The organism is Nitratireductor arenosus (assembly GCF_009742725.1).
Classification (GTDB): domain Bacteria; phylum Pseudomonadota; class Alphaproteobacteria; order Rhizobiales; family Rhizobiaceae; genus Mangrovimarina; species Mangrovimarina arenosa.
This window is the reverse complement of record NZ_WPHG01000003.1, coordinates 14,533-27,193: the sequence shown is the minus strand read 5'-3', so window position 1 is coordinate 27,193 and position 12,661 is coordinate 14,533. Positions and strand designations below refer to the sequence as shown.

14 protein-coding genes are annotated in these 12,661 nt (G+C 59.1%); 10 read left to right on the top strand and 4 right to left on the bottom strand.

Translation table 11 applies throughout. The features are described from left to right. Position 1: 1 nt before the first annotated feature. The 5 genes from GN330_RS12105 (at position 2) to GN330_RS12085 (ending at position 4,436) form a co-directional block, all read left to right on the top strand. Complete coding sequence (locus GN330_RS12105) at positions 2 to 1,360, top strand: multicopper oxidase family protein (protein ID WP_156712977.1); 1,359 nt, start codon at positions 2 to 4, stop codon at positions 1,358 to 1,360. Positions 1,361 to 1,398: 38 nt separating this feature from the next. Continuing rightward, complete coding sequence (locus tag GN330_RS12100; protein WP_156712976.1) at positions 1,399 to 1,875, top strand: cupredoxin domain-containing protein; 477 nt, start codon at positions 1,399 to 1,401, stop codon at positions 1,873 to 1,875. Positions 1,876 to 1,894: 19 nt separating this feature from the next. Continuing rightward, positions 1,895 to 2,179, top strand: coding sequence for a copper-binding protein (locus GN330_RS12095; RefSeq protein WP_156712975.1), 285 nt, complete (start codon positions 1,895 to 1,897; stop codon positions 2,177 to 2,179). Positions 2,180 to 2,368: 189 nt separating this feature from the next. Then, entirely contained in the window at positions 2,369 to 3,046 is a 678-nt protein-coding gene (locus GN330_RS12090; protein WP_156712974.1) for a response regulator, read from the top strand. Beyond that, complete coding sequence (locus tag GN330_RS12085; protein WP_156712973.1) at positions 3,033 to 4,436, top strand: sensor histidine kinase; 1,404 nt, start codon at positions 3,033 to 3,035, stop codon at positions 4,434 to 4,436. Before GN330_RS12090 ends, GN330_RS12085 begins: the two co-directional genes overlap by 14 nt. Positions 4,437 to 4,550: 114 nt before the next feature. Here the strand turns inward: GN330_RS12085 and GN330_RS12080 are convergent, their stop codons facing one another. Continuing rightward, positions 4,551 to 4,856 carry a hypothetical protein gene (locus tag GN330_RS12080; RefSeq protein WP_156712972.1) on the bottom strand — a complete coding sequence of 102 codons (306 nt, stop codon included), beginning with the start codon at positions 4,854 to 4,856 and terminating at the stop codon, positions 4,551 to 4,553. Between the two features lie 405 nt (positions 4,857 to 5,261). On the opposite strand from GN330_RS12080, the gene GN330_RS12075 reads away from it, so the two are divergent. Together GN330_RS12075 and GN330_RS12070 are read left to right on the top strand one after the other, a co-directional pair. Further along, the gene (locus GN330_RS12075; RefSeq protein ID WP_197435142.1) at positions 5,262 to 6,356 is read left to right on the top strand and encodes a porin; all 1,095 of its coding nucleotides are present in this window, start codon (positions 5,262 to 5,264) and stop codon (positions 6,354 to 6,356) included. A gap of 119 nt (positions 6,357 to 6,475) precedes the next feature. Further along, on the top strand, positions 6,476 to 6,838 hold the full coding sequence (locus GN330_RS12070) for a hypothetical protein (RefSeq protein ID WP_156712970.1): 363 nt from the start codon (positions 6,476 to 6,478) through the stop codon (positions 6,836 to 6,838). 402 nt (positions 6,839 to 7,240) lie between these two features. Here the strand turns inward: GN330_RS12070 and GN330_RS12065 are convergent, their stop codons facing one another. From GN330_RS12065 to GN330_RS12055, 3 genes are all read right to left on the bottom strand, one after another. Next, on the bottom strand, positions 7,241 to 7,606 hold the full coding sequence (locus GN330_RS12065; protein WP_156712969.1) for a hypothetical protein: 366 nt from the start codon (positions 7,604 to 7,606) through the stop codon (positions 7,241 to 7,243). A 30-nt stretch (positions 7,607 to 7,636) separates the two neighbouring features. Next, positions 7,637 to 8,290, bottom strand: a complete 654-nt coding sequence (locus GN330_RS12060; protein WP_246188662.1) for an adenylate/guanylate cyclase domain-containing protein — start codon at positions 8,288 to 8,290, stop codon at positions 7,637 to 7,639. 76 nt (positions 8,291 to 8,366) lie between these two features. After that, positions 8,367 to 9,014, bottom strand: a complete 648-nt coding sequence (locus tag GN330_RS12055) for a hypothetical protein (protein WP_156712968.1) — start codon at positions 9,012 to 9,014, stop codon at positions 8,367 to 8,369. A 433-nt stretch (positions 9,015 to 9,447) separates the two neighbouring features. Here GN330_RS12055 and GN330_RS12050 point away from each other — a divergent pair, with 433 nt between their 5' ends. From GN330_RS12050 to GN330_RS12040, 3 genes are all read left to right on the top strand, one after another. Beyond that, positions 9,448 to 11,229, top strand: a complete 1,782-nt coding sequence (locus GN330_RS12050) for a ParB/RepB/Spo0J family partition protein (protein ID WP_197435141.1) — start codon at positions 9,448 to 9,450, stop codon at positions 11,227 to 11,229. A gap of 404 nt (positions 11,230 to 11,633) precedes the next feature. Further along, the gene (locus GN330_RS12045; RefSeq protein WP_156712966.1) at positions 11,634 to 12,152 is read left to right on the top strand and encodes a hypothetical protein; all 519 of its coding nucleotides are present in this window, start codon (positions 11,634 to 11,636) and stop codon (positions 12,150 to 12,152) included. A 74-nt stretch (positions 12,153 to 12,226) separates the two neighbouring features. Further along, complete coding sequence (locus tag GN330_RS12040; RefSeq protein WP_156712965.1) at positions 12,227 to 12,661, top strand: hypothetical protein; 435 nt, start codon at positions 12,227 to 12,229, stop codon at positions 12,659 to 12,661.

Sequence of the window (12,661 nt, the reverse complement as noted above, 5' to 3'; positions counted from 1 at the left end):
AATGATCACCAGACGACAAATCCTCGGTGGCGGCGCGTTCCTTGCCGGAGCGGCCGCCTGGACGAAGACCGCCGCAATGGGCCTGCCCGAAGCGCCGATCATGGAATCGGCCGACATGCAGCCGCCACTGTTCCCGTCGAGCGGGCCGGACTACCAGCCCGTCGTCACCCTCAACGGCTGGACACTGCCGCATCGCATCAACAACGGGGTCAAGGAGTTCCATCTTGTCGCCGAACCGGTCGAACGCGAGATGGCGCCCGGCATGACGGGCTATCTGTGGGGTTACAACGGCCAGTCGCCCGGCCCGACCATCGAGGCCGTGGAGGGCGACCGGGTGCGCATCTTCGTCACCAACCGGCTGCCGGAGCACACCACGATCCACTGGCACGGCATGATCCTGCCCAACGGCATGGACGGGGTAACCGGACTGACCCAGCCCGGCATCCCGCCCGGCAAGACCTTCGTCTACGAGTTCGATCTCGTGAAGAGCGGCACCTTCATGTACCACCCGCATGCCGACGAGATGGTGCAGATGGCGATGGGCATGATGGGCTTTTTCGTTATCCACCCGAAAGATCCGGCCGAGCACCGGGTCGACCGTGACTTCGTCTTCCTGCTCAACGCCTTCGACATCGACCCCGGCTCCTACGTGCCGCGTGTCATGGAGATGACGGACTTCAACATGTGGTGCTGGAACAGCCGTCTCTTCCCGGCCATCAGCCCGCTGGTGGTGGCCAAGAACGACCGGGTTCGGGTGCGCGTCGGCAATCTGACGATGACCAACCACCCCATCCACATGCATGGCTACGACTTCGAGGTCACCTGCACCGACGGTGGCTGGGTACGCCCCGAAGCGCGCTGGCCGGAGGTCTCAATCGACATTCCCGTGGGCGCCATGCGTGCCTACGAGTTCGACGCGGTGTATCCCGGCGACTGGGCGATCCACTGCCACAAATCGCACCACACCATGAACGCGATGGGCCACGACGTGCCGACCTTCATCGGCGCCGACAAGACCGAGGTGGCCAAGAAAATCCGGCGGGTGCAGCCGGAATACATGGCCATGGGCACTCGCGGCATGGCCGACATGGGCGAGATGGAGATGCCGCTGCCTGACAATACTGTCAAGATGATGGAAGGCTGGGGACAATTCGGCGCGATAGAGATGGGCGGCATGTTCTCCGTCGTGAAGGTTCGCGAGGGACTCGCCGCCGACGACTACGCCGACCCAGGCTGGTATGAGCACCCGGCCGGCACCGTCTCGTACGAATGGACGGGCGACACGCCCGAGCCAACAAGATCAGGCGACACAAAAGAGATGCTCCCGGCCGATCCGCACGCGGGGCACAAACAGGGATGAGTCTCCTTCAACCGACAAGCAACCAGGAAAGGAACAGCATGAGACATCTGATCATTGCGCTCACCGCATCGGCGCTCGCATTGGGCGCGGCGCATGCCGCTGGCAAACACGCTGGTGGACACGACGAAATGGCGATCGGCAAGCCGGCGGAAGCGGTCAATGCAAAACGGACGGTGACCATCACCATGTTCGAGAACGACGACGGCGCGATGCTGTTCGAGCCGGCGTCACTGGAGGTGAAGGAGGGCGAGACCATCCGCCTCAGCTTCGTCAACAAGGGCGAAACCGACCACGAGTTCGTGATGGACGACCATGAGGAGCTCATGAAGCACAAGGAGATGATGGCGAAGTTCCCGGAAATGGAACATGACGATCCCAACTCCGTCCGGCTGGCGCCGGGCGATAAGGGAGAGATCGTCTGGACCTTCGCCAAGGCCGGAAATTTCGAGTTCGCCTGCCTCATTCCGGGCCACTACGAAGCCGGCATGAAGGGCGAGATCACGGTCAGCAATTAAGCAGAAAGGATAGAGAGCCATGAAATCCATCGCAACCGCGATAGCCGCCCTCGGCCTGGCGATCTCGCTCGGCGGTGCAGCCTCGGCCACCGAATACACCAAGGGCGAGGTGACCAAGATCGACGTCAAGCAGAAGAAGCTGACGATCAAGCACGAGGAACTGAAGAATCTCGACATGCCGGCCATGAAGATGGTGTTCGTCGTCGCCGACGACGCCATGATCGACAAGGTCGAGGAAGGTCAGACGATAGAGTTCGTCGCCGAACGCGTAAATGGACGACTCACGGTCACCGAGATCAAGTAGCAAATGCCTTTTCTCGGTCCGACGAATCGGACCGAAGCGATCCAGCCCATCCCAATAACCAAGAACGGTCTAATCCGTCGATAGAGATGCAGCGTACCTACCGCCGGGCGTCGCCGGGCGCGGTGGGTACGCTTGCCCCTGCCAGAGGTCACCCATGTCGGCATAACTACAACCGAGAAGGCGACCACAATGAAAATACTCCTGGTCGAGGACGATGACCGGACCAGCAACTACATTGCCAGCGGATTGCATTCGTCGGGACACACGGTTGATATTCTGAAGGATGGTCGCGATGCACTCGGTATCGGCCTTAGAGAGCCCTATGACGTGGCCATCGTTGACCGCATGCTACCCGGGTTGGATGGCCTTGCGCTTGTAAAGAGCCTACGTGCAGCCGGTGGCAAGATTCCAATCTTGTTTCTCACGTCCCTTGGAGGAGTGGAAGATCGTGTCGCGGGACTGGAAGCGGGCGCAGATGACTATCTGGTGAAACCGTTTGCGTTTTCCGAGCTAACGGCGCGCGTCAGTGCCCTTGGGCGCCGCCCTCCGATGTCCGGCGAGAAAACTCACCTGCAAGTGGCAGACCTCGAATTGGACCTCGTGCGACGAGTGGCCAAGAGACAAGGCAAAGTAATTGATCTTCTGCCGCGAGAATTTGCCCTGCTGGAAATTCTCATGCGCAACGAAGGTCGCATCCTGACCAAACACATGCTCTTGGAACGTATATGGAATTTCAATTTCGATCCACAGAGTACGGTCGTCGAGACGCATGTCAGCAGGCTGCGGAGCAAGATCGATAAGCCGTTTGAGGTTTCTTTGCTTCATACGACACGAAACACCGGTTACAGCCTTCATGTCCCAAGGTAGTATCGCACGCACTACGTCGTTCCGCCTTGCAATACTTTATTTGGCTCTCTTTCTGGTCTGCTATCTTGGGGTGAATTTGGCCGCCTACAATATGGTCGCCAGTCACCTCAGCCAGCGTCTTGATTCGCACGTGATGGAGCGCTTCCGAGAAATCCAAACAGCTTTCGACAAGCGAGGACTAGCCGGCGCCAGCGCGATGATTGAAAACCACGGTCCCGCTATCCGAGGTCAGGAAACAATCTATTCGCTACGCGCACCGGATGGCACTCTGCTCGCCGGGAACATCGACATCACTGACGCATCGCCAGGCTTTTCTACCCTTGATGCGAGTAGTCACAATGCCATCCCAGTCAACTATCGACTCTATCGGAACGCGCTCGGCCCAGCGGAACTCATCATAGGCGTAAGCTACGATGATACCAACAGCCTGCGCAGTATCGCCCTGACAAGTTTCGGTTGGGCGACGGCCATACTGCTCGCGACCGGTCTAGGCGGGGGCGCCTTTCTTGCCTTGAGGACGCGAAAGCGGATCGCAGCATTGTCGGCCGTCATGCGCGAGGTAGCTTCCGGTAAGCTTTCAACGCGCTTGCCAGTCTCGTCGCGCATGGATGACATTGACGCGCTAGCAGAAGAGGTAAATGTGTCACTTGCCTACCTTGAAGCCAGCGTCAATGCCATGCGGCAGGTTACCACCGACATTGCTCATGATCTCAAGACTCCAATCTCCCGCTTGTTCCTGTTGCTGGAGGCAGCGGCACAAGCCTCAACCCTTAGCGCCGCCCATCCGCTGATTCAAACGGCCTTGACTGATATCCGCGCGATCACCGCAACGTTCGATGCGCTCTTGCGCATTTCCCAGATCGAGGCCGGGGTGCAACGCCAACGGTTTCGGCGAATTAACGTGAATGAACTTCTCCAGGATGTATTCGAAGTTTATGCTGATATTGCGGGCAACAACGGTCGTCACATTCGTCTTGCCATGGAGCGGGGCGGCCAAACCATGCTACGGGGTGATCCGGATCTGCTTAGACAGATGCTAGCCAACCTAGTCCAAAATGCCATTAGTCACACGCCGCCCGGTTCGCAGATTGAACTTGGAAGCGAAACGCAGAAGGGGGAGGTCGTTATTGTGGTCAAAGACGACGGCCCTGGCATTCCGGTTGAAGAACGATTGAACGTTCTCAAACGCTTCTATCGATTGGACAAAAGCCGACGGACGGAAGGCTCGGGGCTGGGACTGAGCATGGTAAAGGCCATATCTGATCTACATGGTGCTACGCTTTACCTAGCAAACAACAAGCCGGGGTTGGCCGTTCACATTCGGTTTCCGAAGCTGGGCGATAGTTTATTGAAAAACCCGCCCGCGGAGGTCAGGTACGCGGGCGGGTAAAGGGCATCACATGGAGATGCTTTTTCATCTAGAGATGCGGGTGTACCCTTACAGAGGGAGTTAAGCTGCGCTTTTCTCCGTGTTTACATCTCTGTAAAAATGCTCGCCGACGAACTACCGCCCCCCCCGGTAGTCAAAACCACGCTCCCACGGTGCGAGGGGCCGAATGTATTGGACTGTGCCGTAGCGATCGTTCCTTCTTTCAACCAGCCCGTTTTCCATCACAGTAAACGTAACGTTCGGATCAGAAACTGAAGTCACCGAGTCACCGGGTCTGCCTTCTCCTTGCAGCAACGCTTCCACGCGCTGCGCGTTTGAGACAGATGAAGTCGTCAAAGGATCAACCGTCTGCTGGTGAGGGAAAGCCAGAGATGCTGAGCTAAGCAAAAAGGCGGTAGTGATTGCGGTAATGCGGGTCATTGTTTTCTCCAATTTCTACGGGGTGACAGGTTGCTCACCCAGACGACTGCTCCGGCGGCGGCCGCAACGTTCTCTCAGAGAGGGTATCGACCCTTGCCTCCTGAAGAACGCGGAGCTCAGTACCGATGCGTGAACGAAACTAGAGGCCGCGGTTCACTTCGCCTTTTCGTCCGACTTACGAATCTGACAAACGTCATGATCGGCCGGAAAAAGGGTCCATGCGAATGTTGCCAATCGGCAACAGCATTCGTGCAAGAGGGCGAATGCAACGTATCTTACGCAGATGTAAAGTTGGAGGAAAAATCTCGACAGGCTTCCGCCCCTTATTTCTCCGGCAGTCGGGATGGACGTTTGTGGCGCCTCTGTCTTCGGCTGGTTAACCCGCAAACAACGGAGGTGGGCAACGTGAAGAAAATATTAGTACTTTTGTCATGCGCAGCCAGCGCTGCAGGGATTACATCGGCGAGAGCAGCCGACGCGATCATTATTGCCGAACCGGAGCCGGTTGAATATGTACGCGTCTGTGACGCTTATGGTGCCGGCTTCTTTTACATTCCCGGCACCGAAACGTGTCTACAGATCTCGGGCTACGTCTATTATCAGATTGGCGCTGAGAGCCGGGACGCTGGAGATACGCCACCGCTCACCTTTCATCCAGGTGATCCGGTCACCGAAGGCTTTTACAAGACAGTACGCGCCCGGTTGAACTTCGATGCTCGCTCGCAGACTGAATGGGGTTTGCTTCGATCGTTCATTCGGCTCGAAGCAAATTGGAACGGTGTGGGAGACGGCCCGGCGGTTTTCGACCAGGCCTACTTGGAACTCGGCGGCCTGCGCATGGGATATACCGAGTCCGCCTGGACAAGAACCCAAGGCGGCGGTGTGTCCAACTTCCCAGGCTCCCACTCCTGGTCAGGCTTGGGCTATGGCTATCAGCAACGAGCGCAGGTTTCCTACACGTTCAGGGGCGGCCCCGGTTACTATGGGACGGTCTCGCTGGAGGATGATGCGCTAGCGGGTGACGGATATTTGCCAGATGTCGTTGTCAAGGCCGGCGTTAACCAAGGCTGGGGCGGCGCGTGGGCACAATTCGGCTACGATGAATCGTTTTTGGGTACGGACGGATGGGCTGCTAAGCTTGGTCTGCATGTCAACATGCCAAATATGCCTGGTTCGTCACTTCGCCTGATCGGGACGTATGCCAACAACGCCAATATCTATTCTACAGGCCAGTTCGACGCCATCAGCGCCGAATGGTCAGCGCTGGCATCCTACAACCATCAGTTTAATGAACAACTCGGCATTTCCGTGGCTGGGCACTACTACAGCAACTTGCATGCAGGCCTGGTGACCACTGGTATCGATGCTTTCGCGGCGGAAATCTCGACGGTTTGGATGCCTGTTGAGAATTTCGAGGTGCGCGGCGAACTTGCCCACAGCAAAATCGAAAATCTCGGCGGAACGACGTCTGGCTTCCTCCGGTTCACCCGGTACTTCTAGGAACGAAGCGCTGGCAGGGCAAAGACCCCCATGAGAAAAGCGACAAAGTCGCTCTTGCTGTAACCCGAAAAGCGCGGCCGCAGCCATCGGAAAGCTGCGGCCGCCAAACCGGTGATGTAATGGATATTCCAACGGTCTTGGTCATCTCTTCGGGGGCAAACGCCGCGTCACAGCTATTGCTGAAACTGGAAGCTAGATCATCGTTGCACGCAGAGAGGATCGATATCGCAATTATCATTCGCCTTCTAACGAGTGCGCGATTTATTGGCGGACTATTTTTATTTGCGTTATCTCTTTCAGGTTATGTGGTGCTCATATCTCAATATGACATCATGATAATATTTCCAGGGATGGGTTTAACCTACGTCTTCGTCTCCCTGTTAAGCGCGTTTGTTCTTGACGAAAGTTTCGATAGCATTCGGATCGCGGGCGTCGCTCTCATCGTCGTCGGTCTTGGATTCTTGATGGCCGGCAGCCAGTAAGGTGAAACGAAATATGCGACGTCGCTTCATCATCATTCCGCCCAACAATTCGAAACTGTATAGCTTCGAATTCTTAACTGAGATTGAGATCGCTTTGCGTGATCAGCTTCCTCACTATAATATATGCATCGCAAAAATTAAACAACAACGATACGATAAATTCAAGGTTTTATGCTATCCCTCCTGCGAGAATGATACGGAAAGTAAAATTATAGTTCAGGTAATTGAAAAAGCAATATCTGATATTATTGAATAGAAAGGTGATATTCTGATGAAGCTGCCGGAAGCAGAGCGGCGCTGCCGATATCAGCGGACGGTCGCGACGCCGACGGGGAGGACGGCGACGATCAGCGCAGCCAATAGGGGGCGACATTCGCTTTACAACTCCTTTTCGCCACCAGTTCACGATGTCGGCACGGTACAGATCGAGCGCCAGAGATCGGTCTTCCAATCCCTGGGTTCGTGAGATGTGGTGGCAAGGCCGATCGCATGGTCGGCTCCGCCAACGAAAACGCTCGCCGGGGCGCCGCAACGCACCCGGGCGCGATGCCCACCGCGGTCGCGGAATATCCGCTGGCCGCTGCCATCCAGCTCCGTCAATCCGACGATGACGTCGAAGTCATATCCGGGTTCTGTCGAGCCCAGGCTGCTGAGCAGGCTGAGATTGACGGTCGTGTTGTCCAAACGCAGCGTGTGGAAGACCGGCATATCCCCGGCGCTGGCAACCGTGGCGAACAGCAGGCCGGCAATCAGGGAATGCACGTACATGGCAGTCCTCCCTGAATTTTTGGGTTGGTATTATAGCATGGTCCGGGCGCGTCGCCGATACCGCGGTTGTCTTCCGAGCCAACCGGCTATCTTCCTGAAGACACCTGGTATGTGTCCGGCGATGCCCTGTAGGCTCGCTCGCAGCCTTCGGAACAGAACCAGGGCCCGTCCAGGAGGCCTCGTCTCGAAAGTCGACTGTGAGGCGGCCATCTTGCAGACCGGATCGATCCACGCTGGGTCGATTTCCCGCGCCACATGGACCGAGTGAAGTTCGACAGGCTTGGTGACGGACCGCAACGCACGTGAACCGAGCGAATGCGAGGCAATGCCAAGCCGGCTTGCGGCATCTGCGATGCGCGACGCGATATTGACGGTGGCGCCGAAAACATCGTCGTTTCTTTCGACGACCGGCCCGTCATGCAGGGCCACCCTGATCAGCGGTATTTCCGCGATCGTGCGGCTGGCTGGTATCAGCCGCCCCATTGCCAGAATCGCGGTCGCTGGATCGGCAAAGACCAGCATGGCCTCGTCGCCGATCCATTTGGCGACCGTTCCGCTCTGTCCGACGGCGTTCAACACCAAGGCTTCGAAGCGCTCCAGGATGGCCAGCGCCGAGGCATCGCCATAGACGTCGGTAATCGCGCTGAAGCCGGCCATGTCGACAAAGACGGTATGGATCATCATTGGGGCTCCTGCGTGTCCGCGCAGATTGTCTGCTCGTTTGGAGACCCCGTGGATAAAATTCTCCTTGCGCGGCTGCTCAGCAGGCGCAGCCTCCGCCCTTGCGGCAGGTGTAGCTTCGCGAAATGCACGAATTGCCGCACGGCTTTCCGGTGGTGCAGACCTTGCAGCAGCCGCTGCTTTGCGCCCGGGCGGCGCGCGCTGCCGGCCGGCTGGTAATCAGCGGTGGGCGGGTGACGTCGATCTGGGCCCGGCTGAGGATCGGGGCGCGGGCATAGGCATGTTTGTCCCCGAGGATCGGCATGAAGCTGACGGGTGAGGCAGCGCCGTCGACCAGCGTAATCATACCCGTGACGGGGTGGCCGTTGGCCTGCGTGTCTATCGTGATGCTGCCGCTGCGGCCGTCCTGGCAGGCGACAGGCGCGCTTGCCGTCAGTGCGTCCGGGGCACGCTGGTAGGTTCCTTCGCACACCACCGCATTGCCCGGCCCGAACACCGTGAAGCTTTGTTCCGTGACGGGCGTGGTTGATGGCGCCAGCCCTGCCGAGCAGGCACTTACCAAAAGCACAACTGACAGCAGGATCCACCGCATGTCCGGTTCGTCCCCAAGCGGCGAAATCATCGCACGGCATGCCGATATGTCGAGTCGTCGCGGCTTTTTAGCCAATCGGCGCGTCGCTTCGCGACCGGGCTCTCGTGAACCGAGCCGCTGCGCTGTCTCGGCCATCCGGCTTCGATCCCTCGCGGTAGTGATAGTGACGGCCTGACGGCCGGCTTTGTCATTCAGCCGCGCTGGTCGCGCGCCTGGCACCCCTTTGATCCAGCTTACACCGACGCCGGGGACGTGACCCAATAGCCTCAGGCCCTCCGGCCCGCACCACCCCTCCCGCCTGCGGCCCGTAGCCTTGGCGAAGGGCCGTGTTGTCGGGCCCGCCTGCGGCGCCGCTGGCGCGGTTCGGCTTTGGCGCCCCCGGCTTTCGGTCCTTTGCGTCCATCAATGGTCGCCGCCGCTTTGGCGGCGGCGTGGTCTTTTTGTTGCTTTGTGTTTTGGACGCTCGGCGCTGGCCAGGGGTGCATGCGCGGCTTTTTGTGTCTGCCCGGTGGGCAGGGTTCGAAGGGCTTCGCTTTTCAACTCTTAGGCTATGAAAGGACCCAAGCCCATGAAACTCACCCATCTCAAACTCAAGGAACTTTTCCCCTCCAAACTCAACGTCAGGAAGAAGGGCGGCGGCGATCTCTGTGATCTCCTGCCCTCCATCCGCTCGCTCGGCGTGCTGCAGCCCTTGCTGGTCAGACCGGACGGGGAAGCTTACGAAATCATCGCCGGAGGGCGGCGCTACCGGGCGCTGCGCAAACTGGCCGAGGAAGGCATCGCCGAGCCGGTGCCCTGCGCGGTGATGGAAGAAGGCGACGACGCCAGGGCCATCGAGGCCTCGCTTGCAGAAAACATCGCCCGTCTGCCCATGGACGAAATCGACCAGTACAAGGCCTTCGCCGCGCTGGTGAAGAAGGGCATGGATGCGGCGGACGTGGCGGCGAAGTTCGGCGTCACCGAGCGGCTGGTCAAGCAAAGGCTGGCAATCGCCAATCTGATTGGCCCGATCCTCACTGCCTACCGCAAGCAGGATATCGATCCCGGCACAGTGCGGGTTCTGACGCTCGCCACCAAGGCGCAGCAAAAGGCATGGTGGGAGCTCTTCACCGATGAAGAGCAATACCTGCCCTACGGACAGGCGCTCAAAGACTGGCTCTTTGGCGGGCAGCATATTCCCGTCTCCGCAGCCCTTTTTGCCGAAGGCGAGTATCCGGGCGCGATCATCGCCGACCTCTTCGGCGAGGAACGTTATTTTGCCGATGCCGCTTCCTTCTGGCCGTTGCAGAACAAGGCCATCGCCGAAAGGCGCGATGCCTATCTCGCGGCGGGCTGGAAAGAGGTTGTCATCCTCGAACCCGGTGAGCGTTTCGCCACATGGGAGCATGCCAAGGTCGCCAGAACCAAGGGCGGCAAGGTGTTCATCGCCATTGCTCGCAACGGTGCAGTGACCTTCCATGAAGGTTATGTCAGCGCCAAGGAAGCAAGGCGGCTGGAAAAGGCACAGGCGGGCAAAGGCGGTGATGGCGGTGATGCTGCCGACACCAAGCCCGCGCGGCCCGAATGCACCAAGGCGATGGTCAACTATATCGATCTGCACAAACATGCGGCGGTGCGCACCGGGCTTCTGGCCCATCCCAAGGTCGCGCTGCGGCTGGTGGTGGCCCACATCATCGCCGGGTCGAGCCTGTGGAGCGTGAATCCCGAGCCGCAAAGGGCGCATTCGGAGGATATCCGCGACAGCCTCGCCGGATCACCGGCGCAACAGCAGTTCGCAAAAGAACGCGAGGCGATCCGCACGCTTCTCGCCATCGAGGAGCCGGGCGAGGACGAGGATCAGCGCATCGTGCCGCCGGGGCTCTTCAAGCATCAGCGCGAACTGGCCGATATTCTCGCCATGCTCTTGCTTATGGACGATGACACCGTGCTGCGCATCCTGACCTTCGTCATGGCCGAGACGCTCGAAGCCGGAACCGGTCTGATCGAAGGGCTCGGCCAGTTGCTCAAGACCGACATGGCCGAGTGGTGGAGGCCGGACGAAACCTTCTTCGACCTCCTGCGCGACAAGCCCGCCATCAACGCCATGCTGCGCGAGGTCGCGGGCGAGGCGACAGCCGATGCGCATCTTTCCTCCACCGCCAAGCTGCAAAAGAAGATCATCGCCAAATGCCTTTCCGGCGAAGACCGCACCAAGGTCGAGCACTGGCAACCGCGCTACATGGGCTTCCCCGGCACCGGCTACACCGGGCGTTTCGAGGGGTATGCGGTGGTCGGTCCGTTTGAGGCAGGTATCGACGATGATGCCGAGGTCACCGACGCCGATGAAGCAAACGCCGAAGACGCGGCCTGAGCCGATGCCGAACGATAAACGCCGCCCGGCTCAAGGCCGGGCGGCGCTTTTTGTTGCTCCAACCGTTTTTTGTTCCAGCCGCGCGAGGCTAGGCTTTTGCCGGCTCGGGCGCCAGCTAGTTCGGGCGCGGGGCGGTGCCATTCGTGGAGTCAGTGACGCCTTTTGACGAGCATTGCCGTCTGGTATCACGCCATATGAACAAGCGAAGGGTGAGGGCTTGCCAACTGTGCGGAGCGGTGCGTCTGAGCACCGTCGATCATGTCATCCCCAAAGGGTTCTACCCGAAGAGCAGCACGGCTAGGCGTATCACGATCAAGGCCTGCGAAACGTGCAACGGCGGAGCCTCCGACGACGACGCCCACTTTCGACTTGTCATGTCGCTGGCCGGAGAGGGACGCTCTGCCGTGAACGAAGTCTGGCGAACCAAGATATCCCGCAGCTTGCGCAAAGAGGACGGGATGCGGCGGGTGCGCGACCTACGGCCCATTCTGAGGGCCGCAGCCGATTTGCCGGGCAGGTATCGTATCTATCCTGCCGAAGACCCCCGGGTTATCACCAGCCTCCAAAAAGTCATTCGCGGACTTAACGCCTATCACGGAGACAAGAGCTACCCAGGCAACGAGCGGGTTTGGGGAGATATTTGGCGTGGCGATATGCCGGAAGAGTTCTTTGATCTTGCCGCCTACCACCACGCAGACCCGGAGGTTGCGGATTACTTTTTTGTCACCTTCAGAGATCATATCCCTGTCAGAAGCCTCTGGGTGGTGCGCTTTTTCGGTCGGACCCTTACCGTTGGTGCGATATTCAGCACATCGGAACACCGCCGTGGGATCAACCGCCTTGATGACGTGTGGCGATTGATGGGTTTTGATCCAGATGACGTAAGACATGCCGGCAACGGCACCTCGGAACGGCTTGGATAAGAGCCTGCCGATTCGTGCAGGGTTCCCGGCAGGAGAACTAGCTATGTGGGTTTGTGAGTAGCAGGAACGAAAGCGTGCAGACACTTCGCGGCGTCTATTCGGTGATGGTCAGCGGCAGCGCCGGATGCTCCCTCGGCATCATCGCGTTCCATAACGGCTATTTGCGCGGCAACACCTTCGACGGCGGACGCTATGAAGGCACGGCCAAGCCGGTGCGCGACGATTCTCTTTCGCTCTCCATCAGCCTGACCATGCCGCCGGGCGTGCGGCCCGTCTGGGGCGCGGCACCAAGCGGAACGTTTCAGACGGGGACGGCGGAACTGCTCATTCCCTTCGCCACCATACGCGGCGCCAAGCCGCATTTCCTGCCCGCTTACGAGCTCTGGGTGATCATCCAGAAAGCATCCGAGGACCTGACCCATCTCGCCGGAGACGAGGGCCGCGCTGAAATGATCCGCACCTTGCAGCAGGCCGATGCGGCCTGGCGGAAGATCAGGGAAGCGCATTAG